Source organism: Fuscovulum sp., from assembly GCA_035192965.1.
Taxonomy (GTDB): domain Bacteria; phylum Pseudomonadota; class Alphaproteobacteria; order Rhodobacterales; family Rhodobacteraceae; genus Paragemmobacter.
This window is the reverse complement of sequence record CP136571.1, coordinates 2,286,319-2,303,384: the sequence shown is the minus strand read 5'-3', so window position 1 is coordinate 2,303,384 and position 17,066 is coordinate 2,286,319. Positions and strand designations below refer to the sequence as shown.

Below are 17,066 nucleotides of genomic sequence, written 5' to 3'. Positions count from 1 at the left end.
CAGCTTCAGTTTGCAAGCAACTGTTTCTTTGTGTTTTCTTCATAGCGCGCGCGGGCTGCGCGCACCTCGGCACGGGTGGATACTTCGGGCACGGCCACATCCCACCAGGTGCCGCCGGCGGCGGTGGAGAGCGCGGGATCGGTGTCGATCACGATCACCACCGGGATCGCGGCGCCTTTGGCTTCGGCCAGCGCGGCCTCAAGCTCGGCGATGCTGCCCACCTTCACCGCCTTTGCCCCCATTGCGCCTGCATGGGCGGCAAAGTCGATATGGCTGGGGTTCACGTGGTGGCTGTCATCCAGAAGGTTGTTGAACGGCGCGCCGCCCGTGCCCTGTTGCAAACGGTTGATACAGCCATAGCCGCGATTGTCGGTCACCACGACAGTAAAGGGTATGCCCATCATCACGGCGGTGGCCAGTTCGCTATTGGCCATCATGTAGGACCCGTCACCCAGCATGCAGATCACATCCGCCGCAGGGCGCGCCATCTTGATGCCCATGGCCCCGGCGATTTCATAGCCCATGCAGGAGAAACCGTATTCCATGTGATAGCCACCCGCGGCCGCATCCCAGATCTTGTGCAACTCGCCCGGCATGGTGCCTGCGGCCCCCATCACCACGGTTGCAGGACCTGCGCTGCGCTGCACGGCGCCAATCACCTGCGCATCCGTTGGCAGGGCATTCCCGGCCTCGGGCGCGGCTTTGACGGCCGCCGTGGCCTGCGCCCAGTCGGCCTTCAGCTTTGCATTCGGAGCGGCAAAGCGCTGGGTTCCCAGCGCCGCCGCCAGCGCATCCAGCGCGACGCGGGCATCCGCGACAAGCGACAGCGCGTTGTGCTTGGCCGCATCGAACGGCTGCACGTTGATCGACAGAATCCGCCGCGCGGGGTTTTTGAACAGCGACCATGACCCGGTGGTGAAATCCTGAAACCTTGTGCCAAGGCCGATCACCAGATCGGCATTTTCGCACACGATATTGGCCGATGAGGCCCCCGTCACGCCGACCGGGCCGAAGTTCAGCGCATGGTCATGGGCCAGCGCAGATTTGCCACCCTGCGTTTCCACCACGGGGATGTTATGGGCGGTGGCAAAGGCGGCCAAGCGTTCCTCGGCCTGTGAATATATCACGCCGCCACCTGCCACGATGACCGGCGATTTTGCCGCCTTCAGCGCCGCGATGGCCACGGCCAATTCGCCCGCATCGGGTTCGGGGCGGCGGATGTGCCAGACCTTGGGGGTGAAGAAAGCCTCGGGGTAGTCGAATGCCTCGGCCTGCACGTCCTGACAGAAGGCCAGCGTCACGGGGCCGCATTCGGCGGGGTCCGTCATCACCCGCAGCGCGCGGGGCAGTGCCGTCATGATCTGTTCCGGCCGGGTGATGCGGTCGAAATAGCGGCTGACGGGCTTGAAGCAATCATTGGCGCTGATGGTGCCATCGCCGAAATCTTCCACCTGTTGCAGCACGGGATCGGGCGCGCGATTGGCAAAGACATCGCCGGGGATGATCAGAAGCGGCAGGCGGTTCACATGGGCAAGTGCTGCGGCCGTCACCACGTTCAGCGCGCCGGGGCCGATAGAGGTGGTCACCGCCATGGCCTTGCGCCGCTTGTGTGCCTTGGCATAGGCGATGGCGGCATGGGCCATGGTCTGTTCGTTATGGCCACGCCAGGTGGGGAACACATCGCGGGCGCCATGCAGCGCCTCGCCGATGCCGGCCACGTTACCATGGCCGAAGATGGCCCAGATGCCTTCGATGAAACGGCTGCCATCTTCCGTATGCTGGACCGAAAGCCAGCGGATCATGGCTTGTGCGGCGGTAAGGCGGATCGTGGTCATGCGGCATGTCCTTTTGTGGCGCGGGCCTTGTCCCAGATGGCGCAAAGGCGGGCATAGCGTTCGGCCATCTGAGTGATGGCCGCGTGATCCGTCATGGTGCCAGCCAGCCAGCCACGCGCGGCATCGGCGAATATGGTGCGCCCCACGGCGAAGCCTTTCACGAGATCATGCCGCGCGGCCAGCGCCAGCGAGGCGGCAAGCTGATCTTCGGCCGCATCAAGGCCCAGCACGACAATGCCGCGGACATGGGGATCGCGGGTGGTGATGGCGGTACAGGCGTTCGACCAAGCCGCATCTGTCGCAAAGGGTTCCAGCTTCCACCAATCGGGATAGATACCAAGGTCATAGAAGCGCTTTATGACGCGGGCTGATGTCATGTCATCCACTGGCCCAACCTTGGACGGGATGATTTCCAGCAGCATTTCCAGACGGTTGCGGCGGCAGGCATGGAACAGGCGCAGGACGGTATCCTCCTGTTTCGCCTTCATCTCTGCATCGTCATCGGGGTGATAGAAGCACAGCACCTTGACCACATGTTCCAGTGGCCATTCCGACAGGCCGCCGAAATCAGGGCCAATCTCGGGTTCCAGCGTCAGGGGGCGCGATCCCGGCCATTCGACCGGCCGCCCAATCCACAGACCGGTTCCGGCAGCGGCATAAAGCGCGTCGCGGCCCAGGCGGGAATCGCACAGGATGCCATGGCCGGGCTGGCCATCCGCCACCTGCAGCGCGGCGGTCAGGCACAGCTCCTTGAACGCGCCGATCTTGGCGGGGGTGGCCCCCTCCATCGCCTCCAGCTGCATGCGGTGGTCAAAAGCGAAGACACGCATCGTGGACCAATCCTTGTGCCGGTTGGTCGCCCAATGCACCTGCTCCAGTGCGGCATCCTTGCGCAACGCGCGTTCGACAACGCCGCGTTGCAAGAAGAATTGCAGCTCCTCCCAGCTGGGATAGGCAGGCGTGCAGCCATGGCGCGAAACGGCAAAGGCCCCGCAGGCATTGGCGTATTTGAGCGCGACGGGCCAAGGCTCGTTATCCAGCCAGCCTTTCAGAAGGCCGGACATGAACCCGTCGCCCGCGCCCAGCACGTTGAACACCTCAATCGGGAAGCCGGGGCCGGTTTCGCCATCGTCCAGAGAGTCGGGGATCGCGCCGGTAAAGGCTGCGGCCCCCATCGGCCCGCGCTTGCAGACCAACGTGGCCTTGCTGACCGCCCGCACGGCGCGCAGGGCGGCGATGGTGTCGGTGGTTCCGCCCGCGATGTGGAATTCCTCTTCCGTGCCGACGATCAGATCGAAATAATGCAGCGTCGCCTGCAGCTTGGCCGTGACGGCAGCGCTTTCGATGAAGCGGCTTTCGCCATCGCCATGCCCGGCAAGGCCCCAGAGATTGGGGCGATAGTCGATGTCCAGCGCGGTTTGAAGCCCGTGCTTGCGCGCCAGTTCCAGCGCCTTGATCACCGCCGCCGCCGTGCGGGGATGCGACAGGTGGGTGCCCGTGGCGACGACAGACCGGGATTGCGCGATAAAGCCTTCGTCAATGTCATCTTCGCACAGCGCCATGTCCGCGCAGTTCTCGCGGTAAAAGATCAGCGGGAATTGCTTGTCATCGCGGATACCCAGCAGGACCAGCGCGGTCAGGCGTTCCGGATCGGTCTTTACACGCCGCACATCCACGCCTTCGCGCGCCAGTTCTTCGCGGATGAAGCGGCCCATATGTTCATCGCCGACGCGGGTGATCAGCGCGGATTTCAGGCCAAGGCGTGCGGTGCCTGCGGCCATGTTGGTGGGGCTGCCCCCGATGTATTTCTGGAATGACCCCATGTCTTCCAGACGCCCGCCCACCTGCGCGCCATAAAGATCGACCGAGGCACGGCCTATGGTGATGACATCCAGGGGTTTATCAGTTGTCGTCACCGCAATCTCCTATCAACGCGGCCCCGCGTGACCGGGATTCGCCGCATCTGCATTTTTGGAATATTTATTCCAAATGCGCGCCAGAGGGAAGGTTTTTCTTGCCTGATTGACGAAGGACCATCAGCCCCGCGCCGACCCCACCGCAACAGCCAGCGACAGCGCCAGCGCCAGCGTGGCGGAAAGCGACCGGAAGGCACCGAAATCCACCTCGGGCACGGTCAGCACAACCGAAGACAGGCGCGCGACCGGGCTGGTCAGGCGGTCGGTCATCCCCACCACCGGCAGACCGCGCGCCCGCGCATCCTGCGCGACCGACAGGGTCTCATCCGAATAGGGCGCGAAGGTGATGGCGATGCAGGCATCATTGGGCCGCAGCGCATGGCGATGGTCCAGCCGGCCGGCGTGATCGTGCAGGATTGACGGCACGGCCAGCTTTTCCAGCACATAGGTCAGATAGCTTGCCACCGGATAGGCGCGGCGCAGACCCACGACATGCAGCGTATCTGCCCGCGCCAGCAGCGCGACGGCCTGCGAAAGCGCGGCCTCATCTGTGGATTTCGCCAGTTGCTCCAGCGACAGCCGCCCGGCCTCGACGAACTCGGCCAGCAGGGCCGAAGGGCTGCCTGCGCCACTGTCTTTCAGGTTGCGCAGGCGGGTGGTGTAGTCGGGCCAGCCCGGGGCATAGGCCTCGCGGAACAGTTTCTGCATTTCGGAAAAGCCGGAAAAACCAAGGATCTGGCAAAACCGCATCAGGGCCGAAGGCGGCACATCGGCCCCGGTGGCCAGTTCCGCCACGGTGGAAACGGCGATGCGATCCGTATTCGCGGCGATGTAATCGGCACATTGGCGCAGGCGTTTCGGCAGGCCTTCGGTCACCGCGGCAAGGCGGCTGCGAAACTCGTCGATCGTGGTCGGCGCGGCGTCGGTCATGCAGGTCCCCGGCTGGTGGGGCGCAGGCTAGCATCGCGGAACGAATATTCCAACCGGATTTGGAACGCGCGGCGAAGACGATTTCTGACACAGAAATCGTTGCGGAATTTGACGCAAATTCCGCGTGCCCCCCCCCTGACGCCCGATTTCTGCGTCAGAAATCGGCGCGAAATCTGCGCCAGATTTCGCTACAGCGCCCGCAGTCCCGCACCAAAGCGCCGCGCATTGGCGCGGTATCCGGCGGCGGATGCCAGCAGCCGCGCGCGCGCAGCATCGTCCAACATGCGCACCACCTTGCCTGGGCTACCCATGACCAGCGATCCGTCGGGAATCTCCTTGCCTTCGGTGATGAGCGCGCAGGCCCCGATCAGGCAGCCCTTGCCGATCTTTGCCCCGTTCAGGATGGTGGCCCCCATCCCGATCAGCGTGCCATCCCCGATGACGCAGCCATGCAGCATGGCCTTATGGCCGATGGTGCAATCCGCACCAATCACGAGGGGCGATCCCAGATCGGTGTGCAGCACGCAGTTCTCCTGCACGTTGGACCCCTGCCCGACCCGGATTTCCTCATTGTCGCCGCGCAGCGTGGCCCCGAACCAGACCGAGGCTCCCGCCTCCAACACCACCTTGCCGATGATGTTAGCATCCGGCGCGACCCAAGCATCAGCGGCGATGTCAGGTGTGATCCCATCCAGCGCATAAATCATCTTGCGTCAAACTCTCGGTTCAGTTGGCGCACGAAATCGGCCAGTCCCGGCTGACGGTCGCGGCGCATCCGTTCGGTTTGCAGGATGGTCTGCAACTGGGCGAAAGTGGCGTCCAGATCATCATTGATCAGGACATAATCGTATTCCGCCCAATGGCTTATCTCATCGCGGCTTTTGGCCATGCGCCCGGCGATCACCTCGGCGCTGTCCTGCGCGCGGTCATTCAGGCGACGGTCAAGCTCGGCAATGGACGGGGGCAGAACAAAGATCGACACCACGTCGCGCCCCAAGGCCGAATTGCGGATCTGCTGGCCGCCCTGCCAATCAATGTCGAACACCGTGTCGCGGCCTTCGCGCATGGCATCCTCGACCGGGCCGCGCGGCGTGCCGTAGAGGTTTCCGAACACCTCGGCATGTTCCAGCATCTGGCCATCGGCCACCATCGCCTCGAACTCGGCACGTGTGCGAAAAAAATATTCGCGGCCGTCCTGTTCTCCGGGCCGGGGCGCGCGGGTGGTGGCGGATACGGAAAAGCGCATCGTCGCATCCCATCCCATCAGCATCCGCGTCAGGGTGGATTTGCCCGCACCCGAGGGGGAGGACAGGATAAGAAGAAGCCCCTTGCGCGCCATGGTCATTCCACGTTCTGAACCTGTTCGCGCATCTGATCTATGACCGTTTTCAGGTCAAGCCCGATCCGGGTGAGCGTCAGCGCCTGCGCCTTGGAGCAGAGCGTGTTCGCCTCACGCATGAATTCCTGCATCAGGAAATCAAACTTGCGCCCCACCGGGCCGGGTTCCGCCAGCAGGTCGCGGGCGGCGCCGACATGGGCGGTCAGACGGTCCAACTCTTCGGTGACGTCATTCTTCACTGCGATCAGGGCGAGTTCCTGCGTCAGGCGTGCTTCATCCACCCCGTCGGCATTGGCGATCACCTTTGCCAGCGCGTCGCGCAGCGCGCTGGCGGTGGCGTCGCGGCGGGCCTCGGCCTCGGTTGTTGCGGCGCGGGTCAGGCTGTCGATCCGGTCAAGCTGCGCCGCAATCACGCCGTTCAACGCCGTGCCTTCGGCGGCGCGCATGGCGTTGAAATCGGCCAGCAGCGCGGGCAGGTCGGCCAGAATGGCGGCGCGCAGGGGGGCGGTGTCCTCATCCGCGCTGGACATGTCCAGCACGCCGCGCACGGCCAGCACATCGGCGGCAGTCGCCTGCGCCAGCGTGACACCTGCGTCCATTGCGGCTGCCTCCACCTCGCCCAGGGCGCGCAGGACGGCACCCAGAACGGTGGGGTTCACGCGCAGCGCGGCCTCGCCCTCGGTCGCGCCATCCCGCGCGACCTTCAGCGACAGGGACACATTCCCCCGCCCCAGCGCGCGGCCCAATTCGGTGCGCAGCGCCGCCTCCAGCCCGTCGATCCAATCCGGGACGCGCAGGCGCAAATCCAGCCCCTTGCCGTTGACCGACCGCAGATCCCAGGCCCAGCCATGGCCCGCGCCCTGCCCTTTGCGGGCGGCGAAACCGGTCATCGAAATGGTCATGCGTGCCCCCAAGTGCGCCCCCGGGCGCGGTTAACCCTTTGTTCATCTTTCACTGCGGCCCGGCACCTTTCCGCCATAGATTGGCGGGCGGGGCTAATCCAGCGGTTGCAGCGTCCGTTATTGGGCCTAACAGAGGGGCGCAAGCCCGACAACAGGCAGCGCGGCCAAGCAGGGCGCAGGCAGAAGGCATGATGGACATGGCAGGCGGGCGGACAGGGTTTCAGGGCTGGCAGGGGGGCACCGCGCAGGCAGCACCTTCGGGCCTGCTGAAACGCCATTGGCACAGCCTGCGGCAGGGCACTGCCCTGCCCCGGCGCGACGCAATCACCCCGCGCGCCATTGCCGGGATGCTGGACCACGTGCTGATGGCCGAACGCAGGCCCGGTGGCGCGGTCCTGCTGCGCTATGCCGGGACGGCTGTGAATGCGGTGCATGGGCAGGACCTGACCGGGCGGCCCCTATCCGCCTTGTTCGAAATCGGGATGCGCGATCAGTTGCTGGGCGCGCTGGAGATGGCCTTTGCGGGCAAGCGCACGCTAGAGATGGGCCTTTATTCGGAACGCGGGCTGACCCGGCCGCCGCTGACGGCGCGGCTGACGCTGCTGCCGCTGGCGGCTGTCGCGTCCGAAGGCGTCACGCTGATCGGCTGCCTTGATCTTGACGGCCCGCCGATCCTGCCGCCGCGCCGGTTCCGGATCGAACGGGTGCTGGGCGTGCCGCTGACCGCCTTGTACGATCCGCGACAGCCGCAAGAACGGCCCCCGGATCGTCCGGCGGGGGCCGATAGTGGCCCGGTTCTGGTCTGGTCGGGGGGCTGATGCGAAAGGGGCGGTCTGGTGGACCGCCCCTTTCCCATTTCATGGCTTGTCGCTCGGATCAGAGCGCGATGCGCCGTCCGGCATCACGCAGCGTGGTCAGTTCCTCGGCCACGAGGAAGGCCAGTTCAAGCGACTGCGATGCGTTCAGACGCGGGTCGCAGGCGGTGTGATAGCGATCCGACAGATCTTCGTCGGTGACGGCGCGCAGACCGCCGGTGCATTCGGTCACGTCCTTGCCCGTCATCTCGAAATGCACGCCGCCGGGGATCGTGCCTTCGGCCTTGTGGATGGCAAAGAATTCGCGGACTTCGCGCAGGACGCTGTCGAACGGACGTGTTTTGTACCCGGTCGACGACTTGATCGTGTTGCCATGCATCGGATCACAGGACCAGACGACATTCGCGCCTTCCTGCTGCACCGTCTTGATCAGGCGCGGCAGGTGTTCGCCCACCTTGCCCGCACCAAAGCGCGCGATCAGCGTCAGGCGGCCTGCCTCGTTCGTCGGGTTCAGCTTGGCCATCAGGACTTTCAGATCCTCGGCCGTGGTGGATGGCCCGCATTTCAGCCCGATCGGGTTCAGCACGCCGCGCGCGAATTCCACATGCGCGCCGTCCGGCTGACGCGTGCGGTCGCCGATCCAGATCATGTGACCCGATCCCGCCACCGGCTGACCGGTGATGGAATCGATGCGGCAGAGCGCCTCTTCATATTCCAGAAGCAGGGCTTCGTGGCTGGTGTAGAAATCCACCGCCGAAAGGGTATGTGCGGTATCTGCATTCACCCCGGCCGCATTCATGAAATCCAGCGCGTCAGAGATGCGGTTGGACAATTCGCGATAGCGTTCTGCCTTGTCATGTTCGGCAAAGCCCAGCGTCCAGGAGTGGACGCGGTGAATGTCGGCAAACCCGCCGGTGCTGAAAGCGCGCAACAGGTTCAGCGACGCGGCCGCCTGCGTATAGGCTTGCAGCATCCGCTGCGGATCGGCAACGCGCGCCTCGGGTGTGGGGTCAAAACCGTTGATGATGTCTCCCTTGTAGGACGGCATTTCCACGCCATTAATCACCTCGGTCGGGGCCGAACGCGGCTTGGCGAATTGGCCTGCCATGCGGCCCACCTTGATGACCGGAACCTTGGCACCATAAGTCAGGACCACGGCCATTTGCAGCATCACGCGGAAGGTGTCGCGGATGTTGTCGGCACTGAATTCGGCAAAGCTTTCGGCGCAATCGCCGCCCTGCAACAGGAAGGCCTTGCCCTCGGCGGCCAGTGCCAGCTGCTTTTTCAGCTTGCGCGCCTCGCCCGCAAAGACCAGCGGCGGATATTTGGCAAGCTGCGCCTCGGCGGCGTGCAATGCGGCCTGATCCGGGTAATCGGGCATCTGGATGCGCGGCTTTGCGCGCCAGTCAGATTTCGTCCAGCCCTTGGTCATGGGTCTTCTCCGAAGGTTTGCGGTAACGGGGGCGGTATAAGGTCATCGCACGGCATATGCAAAGGAAGAAACTGGCCTGATTCCCAATCCGATTGCCCTTGCAGTAAAATTCGTTTCCTGAAAGGCTGCGCCGAATACCGACATTTTCAGGTCGCACAATGTCCACCGCCCCCAAGAAAGCCCAGCACATCGCCAAGGGTGCCGAACCCCGGCGCTTTGTCTTTTTGTTGCTGGACCATTTCACGATGCTGTCTTTTGCCAGCGCAATCGAACCGCTGCGCATCGCAAACCGCGTGTCGGGCGAGACGTTGTATACGTGGAAGCTGGCGGGTGAAGGCGGTGAAAGCGCCACCTGTTCCAACGGCGCCTCGTTCAAGCTGGACATGGGGCTGGAGGAGATCGAGCGTGAGGATACGCTCTTGGTCTGTGGCGGCATCGACGTGCAGAAGGCCACCACCCGTGGCGTGCTGAACTGGCTGCGGCGCGAAGCGCGGCGCGGCGTCACGATGGGAGGGCTGTGCACCGGGGCCTATGCCGTGGCCAAGGCGGGGCTTCTGGACGGCAAGCGGGCGACGATCCACTGGGAAAACCAAGACGGGTTCCTTGAGGAATTCGAGGATGTGAAGCTGACGAAGTCGGTCTTCGTGATGGATGGCAACCGCTGGAGCACGGCGGGGGGCACCTCGTCCATTGACCTGATGCTGAAGGTGATCGCCGCCGATCACGGCGAGGATCTGGCCAATACGGTGGCGGATCAGCTGATCTATTCCACCATCCGCACCGATCAGGACACGCAGCGTCTGTCGATCCCCACGCGGATCGGCGTGCGGCATCCCAAGCTGAGCCAGGTCATCCAGATGATGGAAGGCAATATCGAAGATCCGATGTCGCCCGCCGATCTGGCCGAAGAGGTGGGCATGTCCACCCGTCAGCTGGAACGCCTGTTCCGGCGCTATCTGAACCGCTCGCCCAAGCGCTATTACATGGAGCTGCGCCTGCAAAAGGCGCGCAACCTGCTGATGCAGACGGATATGAGCGTGATCAACGTGGCCTTGGCTTGCGGATTCGCCTCGCCCTCGCATTTCTCGAAATGCTACCGCGCCCATTACAACACAACGCCCTACCGCGAACGCGGGTCGCAAGGTGGCGGTACGGGCGTGCGCCTGTCGATCTGACCCAAACCACGAAGTTTCTGCTAAAATTCTGCTCTGTTTTGCGTTGGGCGCGAACGGACGTGCGCGCCCCGATTTTTCGCAGAAAAATCGCCTACTCGTTCGGTGTCAGGCGATAGGCCACCCCGTCATAGACCGCCAGGTACCAGATCGACCCATCCGGCGCCTCGACGATGTCGCGCACCCGGCCAGTTTGCGGCCCGGCGATCCGCTCTTCGGCATAGCCGTTTTCCGGGTCCAGACGGCTGATGAAATCGGAATTCAGCGACCCCGTGAAGACATCGCCTTTCCAGTCGGGGAACAGGTCGCCCTGATAGATGACCATTCCCGATGGCGCGATGGAGGGCACCCAGTAATGCAGCGGCTGCTCCATCCCATCGCGGGCCGAGCCTTCGCCGATCTGGCCGCCGCCGTAATCCTCGCCATAGGAAATGACGGGCCAGCCATAGTTGCGCCCCGCCTCGATGCGGTTCAACTCATCCCCGCCCTGCGCCCCATGTTCAACGAGCCAGAGGTTGCCTTCGGCATCCAGCGTGGCGCCCTGTGCGTTGCGATGACCCAGCGAATAGACGCCGGGGCGATGGCCGGGCAGCGAGGTGGCGGGGCTGCCGTCGCGGTTCAGGTGAATGACCTTGCCCTCGGCCCGCATGGGATCCTGCGCCTCCATCCCTTCGGGGCCGGTGCCACGGTCGCCCGTCGTAAGGAAGACCGTCCCATCCGCCGCCTCGACGAGCCGCGATCCGAAATGCCGGCCGCCGCCTGTGGCATCCCCCTGATACAGTGTGCTGAACCCCTCCAGCGCGGTGCCTTCCGCGTTCAGAACCCCTTTGCCCACGGCCGTTGCGCCACCGCCATCAAGCGGTATGGAAAAGCTGAGCCAGACCTCGCGCGTCTGTTCGAAATCCCGCGGAATCATCACATCCAACAGTCCGCCCTGCCCGCTATCGAACACCTCCGGCAGGCCGGAAACAGGCTGCGCGGCACCTTCTTTCACATGCAGCAAAGCCCCTTCGCGCTCGGTGATCAGAAGGCTGCCATCGGGCAGAAACTCCAGCGCCCAAGGCTCGTTCAGGCCCGTCACCATGGGCGTCACGGCCAGCGGACCAACCGAACTGTCCAGTGTCGCAGCCCCAACCGGGGCCGCCATCGCGACAACCAGCAAGGACGCAAGCGGGGCCCGTCCAGACCATACGCGGCGTGGGTTCAGGGGGCTTCGTGCGGCGGGCAAAGACAGGGCGGCAAGGCGCTGATGCATTGGAACAATCCTTTCCTTTCAACCGCAGATAATCATGCGGCGCCGGAAAGGAACCCGGCTCACGGCTTTCTGATTGGACCCGGTTTCACGACCGGCATTCCGCCACACATCGGGGTGCTTCCCTTTTGATCACAAGCACACTACGTTCGCCGGCAGGACAACGATCCAACTCGGGAGTTAACGATGAAAAAACTGCTGCTGGCTTCGGCCGCAACCGCCCTGATGGCTGGTGCCGCCTCGGCCCAAGACGTGAAACTGGGCGTTCTGCTGGGCTTCACCGGCCCGCTCGAATCGATCACCCCGGCCATGGGTGCCGGCGCTGATCTGGCGATCAAGGAAGTCAACGACTCGGCCAAGTTCACGCTGGGCACCGTTTCGGCCGTCCGCGGCGACTCGACCTGTATCGACGCAGCGGCTGCCACGGCGGCGGCAGAACGTCTGGTCACCGCCGATGGCGTGACCGCGATTGTCGGCGGCGACTGCTCGGGTGTGACCGGCGCCGTGCTGCAGAACGTGGCACGTCCGAACGGGATCGGGATGATCTCGCCTTCGGCCACCTCGCCCGCTCTGTCGACCGCTGAAGATGACGGCCTGTTCTTCCGCACCGCCCCGTCGGATGCGCGTCAGGGGGAAATCATGGCCGACATCCTGACGGAAAAGGGTATCAAGTCCGTCGCGCTGACCTATACCAACAACGACTATGGCAAGGGTCTGGCCGACAGCTTCGGCGCGGCTTTCGCAGCCAAGGGCGGTTCGGTCACCATCTCGGCCCCGCATGAAGACGGCAAGGCCGACTATTCGGCAGAGGTTGCCTCGCTGGCTTCGGCCGGTGGCGAAATGCTGGTGGTTGCGGGCTATGTCGACCAGGGCGGCAAGGGCGTGATCCAGGCCTCGCTCGATTCGGGCGCGTTCTCGACCTTCTACCTCGTGGACGGCATGTATGGCGACGCGCTGATCGAAGCGATCGGCGAGCCGCTGAACGGCTCGTTCGGCGCGGTGCCGGGCACCGATTCCGAAGGCGCGACCAAGTTCCAGGAAATGGCAACGGCTGCTGGCTTTGACGGCACCTCGGCCTTCTCGCCGGAATCCTATGACGCGGCGGCGCTGATCCTGATGTCGATGGCGGCGGCGAATTCGACCAATTCCAAAGACTGGACCACCAAGGTGATGGATCTGGCCAACGCCCCGGGCGAGCCGATCCTGCCGGGCGAACTGGGCAAGGCGCTGGAGCTGATCGCAGCAGGCACCGATATCGACTATATCGGCGCCACGGCGGTGGAACTGGTGGGCGCTGGCGAATCCGCCGGCAACTACCGCGAATACTCGATCACCGACGGTGCGATCACCACGGTCGGGTTCCGTTGATCCGGCTTTCTGCTTGACCTGAAGGCACGGCCCGGGCAAACGCCCGGGCCGTTGCCATAAGCAAATGTCCCGCGACGCCGCCCATCCAAGGGCGGACGGAAATGACGGGATACAGGGGAACACATATGATCGTTGTCGAAGACCTGCACAGGCATTTCGGCGGCTTCCGTGCCGTTGACGGGGCCTCGCTGGAGATAAAGACCGGCTCCATCACCGGGCTGATCGGCCCCAATGGCGCGGGCAAGACCACCCTTTTCAATGTCATCGCAGGCCGCCTGCCGCCCACGTCGGGCCGGGTGCTGATGGATGGCGAAGATATCACCGGCCTGCCGCCGCATGAGCTGTTCCACAAGGGGCTGCTGCGGACCTTTCAGATCGCGCATGAATTCGGGTCGATGACCTGTCTCGAGAACCTGATGATGGTTCCGGCGCGGCAGAAGGGGGAAACCCTGATGAACGCCTGGTTCAACCGCCGCGCCGTGGCCGAGGAAGAGGCCGCGATCCGCAAGAAGGCGCTGGATGTGCTGGATTTCCTGACCATCAGCCATCTTGCCGAACAGAAGGCCAGCCAAATCTCGGGTGGTCAGAAGAAACTGCTGGAACTGGGCCGGACGATGATGGTCGACGCCAAGATCGTCTTCCTCGACGAGGTGGGCGCAGGCGTGAACCGCACGCTTTTGAACACCATCGGTGATGCCATCGTGCGGCTGAACAAGGAACGCGGCTACACGTTCTGCGTGATCGAACATGACATGGATTTCATCGGCCGCCTCTGCAACCCGGTCATCTGCATGGCCGAAGGCAAGGTGCTGGCACAAGGCACGGTGGACGAGGTCAAGAATGACGAACGGGTGATCGAGGCCTATCTCGGCACCGGCCTGAAGAACAAGGTGAAGGAGGAGGCGGCCCATGCGTGACGCCCCCGTGATGAACCCCGGAACCGGGGCCAACGAATTTTCTGCGAAAATTCAGGCCCCAACCGCTAAGAGACTGCTGAATTTTCGCAGAAAATTCGTTGCAGTCGGAGGCATTGCCCATGGCTGAGCCCTTTCTGATCGGCGAGGCGATGACCGGCGGCTATGGCGGTGCGGATATCCTGCATGCCTGCACGATTGCCGTGGAAAAAGGCCAGATCGCCGTGATTGTTGGCCCCAATGGCGCCGGCAAATCCACCGCCATGAAGGCGGTCTTCGGGATGCTGAAGCTGCGGTCCGGCCATGTGAAACTGGCGGGTGAGGATATCACCGCGTTGACGCCGCAGGCCCGCGTGGGCAAGGGGATGGGCTTCGTGCCGCAGACCCACAACATCTTCACCTCGATGACGGTGGAAGAGAACCTCGAGATGGGGGCCTTTATCCGCACCGACGATTTCCGCGATACGCTGGCGCAGGTTTATGACCTGTTCCCTGTCCTAAAGCAAAAGCGTTTGCAGCCCGCAGGCGAGTTGTCGGGCGGGCAGCGCCAACAGGTCGCTGTGGGCCGCGCGTTGATGACCAAGCCAAAGGTCCTGATGCTGGACGAACCCACCGCAGGTGTCAGCCCCATCGTGATGGACGAATTGTTCGACCGCATCATCGAAGTGGCGCGCACGGGTATTTCAATCCTGATGGTAGAACAGAACGCCCGTCAGGCGCTGGAGATCGCCGACAAGGGCTATGTCCTTGTGCAGGGCGCCAACCGATTCACCGACACCGGGGCCGCGCTGCTGGCCGACCCGGAAGTCCGCCGTTCCTTCCTTGGGGGTTGAGGCATGGATATCCTGAACGCCCTGATCGTTTTTCTGAACTTCGTCTTCGTGCCGGGCTTGGCCTATGGCGCGCAACTGGCGCTGGGGGCGCTGGGGGTAACGCTGATCTATGGCATCCTGCGCTTTTCCAACTTTGCCCATGGCGACACGATGGCCTTTGGCACCATGGCAACGATCCTGGTGACATGGTGGTTGCAGTCTATGGGCATCGGCTTTGGCGTGCTGCCCACCGCCCTGCTGGCCCTGCCCATCGGCATCGCCGTCACCGCGCTGTTCGTGCTGGGCACGGACCGGGTGATCTATCGCTTTTACCGCAAGCAGAAGGCCGCGCCGGTGATCCTTGTGATGGTGTCGCTGGGCGTGATGTTCGTGATGAACGGCATTGTCCGCCTGATCATCGGGGTGGATGACCAGAACTTCACCGATGGCGAACGCTTTGTCATCTCGGCCGGGGATTTCAAGACGGCCACCGGGCTTGCCGAAGGGCTGGCGATCAAAACAACCCAAGCCGTGACCGTCGTCACCGCGCTGGTGGTGATGGGCCTTCTGTTCTGGTTCTTGCAGAAAACCCGCACCGGCAAATCTATGCGCGCCTTCTCCGACAATGAGGATCTGGCGCTGCTGTCGGGCATCAACCCCGACCGCGTGGTGGCCGTAACCTGGATCATCGCAGCCGCCTTGGCCACGATTGCAGGCGTTCTTTACGGATTGGACAAAAGCTTCAAACCCTTTGTCTATTTCCAGCTCCTGCTGCCGATCTTTGCTGCCGCCATCGTGGGTGGCCTTGGCAGCCCGCTGGGTGCCATTGCGGGCGGTTTCGTCATCGCCTTTTCCGAGGTGATGGTCACCTATGCCTGGAAGAAGGTGGTCACCTATCTGGTGCCTGAAAGCATGGCGCCGGACGGGCTGCTGCAACTGATGTCGACGGATTACAAATTCGCCGTCAGCTTTGCGATCCTGATCCTTGTGCTGATCTTCATGCCCACCGGCCTGTTCAAGGGGAAATCGGTATGACCCGCAACCTTGCGCTTTTCGGAACGGTCGCTGCTCTGTTCATCATGACGGGGGTGTTCCAAAGCTGGAACCTGTCCCTGTCGATCCTTGGTATCTCACTTCTGTCGGCCATCATGGCGCTGGGGGTGAATATCCAGTGGGGTTATGCGGGGCTGTTCAACACCGGGATCATGGGCTTTACCGCGCTGGGGGGGCTGGCTGTCGTGCTGGTTTCCGCCCGGCCCGTGGCCGAAGGCTGGGCCGCTGGCGGCACCGGTATTCTGGGGGGCCTGTTCCTTGGGGCTGCGTCCATCGCCGCCGCCATCTTTGCCTGGAACCGGATGCGTCCGGGCCGCCTGCGGATGCTGGTGACGCTGGCCATCTGTGTGGCCGGTTTCTTCCTGTTCCGCATGGTCTTCGACCCGGCAGTTGAGGCGGTAGAGGCGTTCAATCCCGCCACCGCGGGCAATATCGGCGGTCTGGGCCTGCCTGCGCTGGTGTCCTGGCCTGTGGGCGGCCTGCTGGCCGCCGCCGCCGCCTGGGCCATCGGGAAAATCTCGCTGGGCCTGCGGTCGGATTATCTGGCCATCGCCACGCTGGGGATCGCCGAAATCATCATCGCCGTGATGAAGAACGAAGACTGGCTGGCGCGTGGCGTAAAGAACATCATCGACCTGCCCCGCCCCTGGCCGGTTCCCTATGAGGTGGACCTTCAGCAATCGACGGCCTTCATCGACTGGGCCACGCGCTGGGGGTTCGATCCGATGACGGCCTCCTCTATCGTGGTGAAGCTCTTGTACATCGCGCTGTTCTCGGCGGTGCTGCTGGCGATCATCTGGCTGTCCGAACGCGCACTCAACAGCCCTTGGGGCCGCATGATGCGCGCCATCCGCGACAATGAGGTGTCCTCGGCCGCCATGGGCAAGGATGTGAAGCGCCGGCATTTACAGGTCTTCGTGCTCGGCTCGGCTGTCGTGGGGATCGCGGGGGCGATGTATACCTCGATGGCGGGCCAGTTGCTGCCGGGCGAATACAACCCGCTGCGCTTCACCTTCCTGATCTGGGTGATGGTGATCGTGGGCGGGTCGGGCAACAACTGGGGCGCGGTTCTGGGCGGGCTGTTGATCGGCTGGCTTTGGCTGATCGTGGAAAGCCTTGGCCCGCTGGTCATGGGCGGTATCGTGTCGGGCCTGTCGGAAGGGCCGCTGAAGACCCATCTTGTCGACAGCGCCCAGCATATGCGCCTGCTCACGCTGGGGGTGATCCTGCTTCTGGTGCTGCGGTTCAGCCCGCGCGGCCTGATCCCCGAAAAGTGACAGGCCTTCCATCGGCACATACAGGGGCGCCCCACCGGGCGCCCCTTTG

General features: G+C 63.7%; 15 protein-coding genes. 7 read left to right on the top strand and 8 right to left on the bottom strand.

Going from position 1 to position 17,066, the window contains the following annotated elements; all coding sequences use genetic code 11:
- Window positions 1–5: 5 nt before the first annotated feature.
- The 6 genes from iolD to RSE12_11300 all read right to left on the bottom strand — a co-directional run bounded on the left by iolD (window position 6) and on the right by RSE12_11300 (window position 6,922).
- Window positions 6–1,835, bottom strand: coding sequence for a 3D-(3,5/4)-trihydroxycyclohexane-1,2-dione acylhydrolase (decyclizing) (gene iolD / locus RSE12_11325; GenBank protein ID WRH60993.1), 1,830 nt, complete (start codon window positions 1,833–1,835; stop codon window positions 6–8).
- Window positions 1,832–3,751 carry a 5-dehydro-2-deoxygluconokinase gene (gene iolC, locus RSE12_11320; GenBank protein WRH60992.1) on the bottom strand — a complete coding sequence of 640 codons (1,920 nt, stop codon included), beginning with the start codon at window positions 3,749–3,751 and terminating at the stop codon, window positions 1,832–1,834. The genes iolD and iolC overlap by 4 nt, the downstream gene beginning before the upstream one ends.
- 120 nt (window positions 3,752–3,871) lie before the next feature.
- Window positions 3,872–4,681: a MurR/RpiR family transcriptional regulator gene (locus RSE12_11315; GenBank protein ID WRH60991.1), complete on the bottom strand. Its 810-nt coding sequence runs from the start codon at window positions 4,679–4,681 to the stop codon at window positions 3,872–3,874.
- A gap of 188 nt (window positions 4,682–4,869) precedes the next feature.
- Window positions 4,870–5,388: a gamma carbonic anhydrase family protein gene (locus tag RSE12_11310; protein ID WRH60990.1), complete on the bottom strand. Its 519-nt coding sequence runs from the start codon at window positions 5,386–5,388 to the stop codon at window positions 4,870–4,872.
- The gene (gmk, locus tag RSE12_11305) at window positions 5,385–6,020 is read right to left on the bottom strand and encodes a guanylate kinase (GenBank protein ID WRH64800.1); all 636 of its coding nucleotides are present in this window, start codon (window positions 6,018–6,020) and stop codon (window positions 5,385–5,387) included. Before gmk ends, RSE12_11310 begins: the two co-directional genes overlap by 4 nt.
- A 2-nt stretch (window positions 6,021–6,022) precedes the next feature.
- A complete protein-coding gene (locus tag RSE12_11300; protein WRH60989.1) occupies window positions 6,023–6,922 on the bottom strand; it encodes a YicC/YloC family endoribonuclease in 900 nt (299 codons plus the stop codon).
- Between the two features lie 188 nt (window positions 6,923–7,110).
- Here RSE12_11300 and RSE12_11295 point away from each other — a divergent pair, with 188 nt between their 5' ends.
- Window positions 7,111–7,740: a PAS domain-containing protein gene (locus RSE12_11295; GenBank protein ID WRH60988.1), complete on the top strand. Its 630-nt coding sequence runs from the start codon at window positions 7,111–7,113 to the stop codon at window positions 7,738–7,740.
- Between the two features lie 58 nt (window positions 7,741–7,798).
- Here the strand turns inward: RSE12_11295 and RSE12_11290 are convergent, their stop codons facing one another.
- Window positions 7,799–9,169 carry a 3-deoxy-7-phosphoheptulonate synthase class II gene (locus tag RSE12_11290; GenBank protein WRH60987.1) on the bottom strand — a complete coding sequence of 457 codons (1,371 nt, stop codon included), beginning with the start codon at window positions 9,167–9,169 and terminating at the stop codon, window positions 7,799–7,801.
- Between the two features lie 158 nt (window positions 9,170–9,327).
- Here RSE12_11290 and RSE12_11285 point away from each other — a divergent pair, with 158 nt between their 5' ends.
- Window positions 9,328–10,344 (top strand): GlxA family transcriptional regulator, encoded by a 1,017-nt coding sequence (locus RSE12_11285; GenBank protein WRH60986.1) that lies wholly within the window; start codon window positions 9,328–9,330, stop codon window positions 10,342–10,344.
- Window positions 10,345–10,435: 91 nt separating this feature from the next.
- Here RSE12_11285 and RSE12_11280 read toward each other — a convergent pair whose 3' ends face one another.
- Complete coding sequence (locus tag RSE12_11280; protein ID WRH60985.1) at window positions 10,436–11,488, bottom strand: PQQ-dependent sugar dehydrogenase; 1,053 nt, start codon at window positions 11,486–11,488, stop codon at window positions 10,436–10,438.
- Between the two features lie 291 nt (window positions 11,489–11,779).
- Between RSE12_11280 and RSE12_11275 the strand changes: the two genes are divergently transcribed.
- The 5 genes from RSE12_11275 to RSE12_11255 all read left to right on the top strand — a co-directional run bounded on the left by RSE12_11275 (window position 11,780) and on the right by RSE12_11255 (window position 17,017).
- A complete protein-coding gene (locus RSE12_11275; protein WRH60984.1) occupies window positions 11,780–12,961 on the top strand; it encodes an ABC transporter substrate-binding protein in 1,182 nt (393 codons plus the stop codon).
- A 125-nt stretch (window positions 12,962–13,086) separates the two neighbouring features.
- Window positions 13,087–13,878, top strand: a complete 792-nt coding sequence (locus RSE12_11270) for an ABC transporter ATP-binding protein (GenBank protein ID WRH60983.1) — start codon at window positions 13,087–13,089, stop codon at window positions 13,876–13,878.
- Between the two features lie 119 nt (window positions 13,879–13,997).
- A complete protein-coding gene (locus RSE12_11265; protein WRH60982.1) occupies window positions 13,998–14,708 on the top strand; it encodes an ABC transporter ATP-binding protein in 711 nt (236 codons plus the stop codon).
- Between the two features lie 3 nt (window positions 14,709–14,711).
- Window positions 14,712–15,722, top strand: coding sequence for a branched-chain amino acid ABC transporter permease (locus tag RSE12_11260; protein ID WRH60981.1), 1,011 nt, complete (start codon window positions 14,712–14,714; stop codon window positions 15,720–15,722).
- Window positions 15,719–17,017 carry a branched-chain amino acid ABC transporter permease gene (locus tag RSE12_11255; protein ID WRH60980.1) on the top strand — a complete coding sequence of 433 codons (1,299 nt, stop codon included), beginning with the start codon at window positions 15,719–15,721 and terminating at the stop codon, window positions 17,015–17,017. The genes RSE12_11260 and RSE12_11255 overlap by 4 nt, the downstream gene beginning before the upstream one ends.
- Window positions 17,018–17,066 lie beyond the last annotated feature (49 nt).

Excerpts from the sequence above, each read along its gene's own strand:
- iolD (WRH60993.1), bottom strand. The coding sequence starts at position 1,835 with ATGACCACGATCCGCCTTACCGCCGCACAAGCCATGATCCGCTGGCTT.
- RSE12_11315 (WRH60991.1), bottom strand. The coding sequence starts at position 4,681 with ATGACCGACGCCGCGCCGACCACGATCGACGAGTTTCGCAGCCGCCTT.
- RSE12_11310 (WRH60990.1), bottom strand. The coding sequence starts at position 5,388 with ATGATTTATGCGCTGGATGGGATCACACCTGACATCGCCGCTGATGCT.
- gmk (WRH64800.1), bottom strand. The coding sequence starts at position 6,020 with ATGGCGCGCAAGGGGCTTCTTCTTATCCTGTCCTCCCCCTCGGGTGCG.
- RSE12_11300 (WRH60989.1), bottom strand. The coding sequence starts at position 6,922 with ATGACCATTTCGATGACCGGTTTCGCCGCCCGCAAAGGGCAGGGCGCG.
- RSE12_11295 (WRH60988.1), top strand. The coding sequence starts at position 7,111 with ATGATGGACATGGCAGGCGGGCGGACAGGGTTTCAGGGCTGGCAGGGG.
- RSE12_11290 (WRH60987.1), bottom strand. The coding sequence starts at position 9,169 with ATGACCAAGGGCTGGACGAAATCTGACTGGCGCGCAAAGCCGCGCATC.
- RSE12_11285 (WRH60986.1), top strand. The coding sequence starts at position 9,328 with ATGTCCACCGCCCCCAAGAAAGCCCAGCACATCGCCAAGGGTGCCGAA.
- RSE12_11280 (WRH60985.1), bottom strand. The coding sequence starts at position 11,488 with ATGGCGGCCCCGGTTGGGGCTGCGACACTGGACAGTTCGGTTGGTCCG.
- RSE12_11275 (WRH60984.1), top strand. The coding sequence starts at position 11,780 with ATGAAAAAACTGCTGCTGGCTTCGGCCGCAACCGCCCTGATGGCTGGT.
- RSE12_11270 (WRH60983.1), top strand. The coding sequence starts at position 13,087 with ATGATCGTTGTCGAAGACCTGCACAGGCATTTCGGCGGCTTCCGTGCC.
- RSE12_11265 (WRH60982.1), top strand. The coding sequence starts at position 13,998 with ATGGCTGAGCCCTTTCTGATCGGCGAGGCGATGACCGGCGGCTATGGC.
- RSE12_11260 (WRH60981.1), top strand. The coding sequence starts at position 14,712 with ATGGATATCCTGAACGCCCTGATCGTTTTTCTGAACTTCGTCTTCGTG.
- RSE12_11255 (WRH60980.1), top strand. The coding sequence starts at position 15,719 with ATGACCCGCAACCTTGCGCTTTTCGGAACGGTCGCTGCTCTGTTCATC.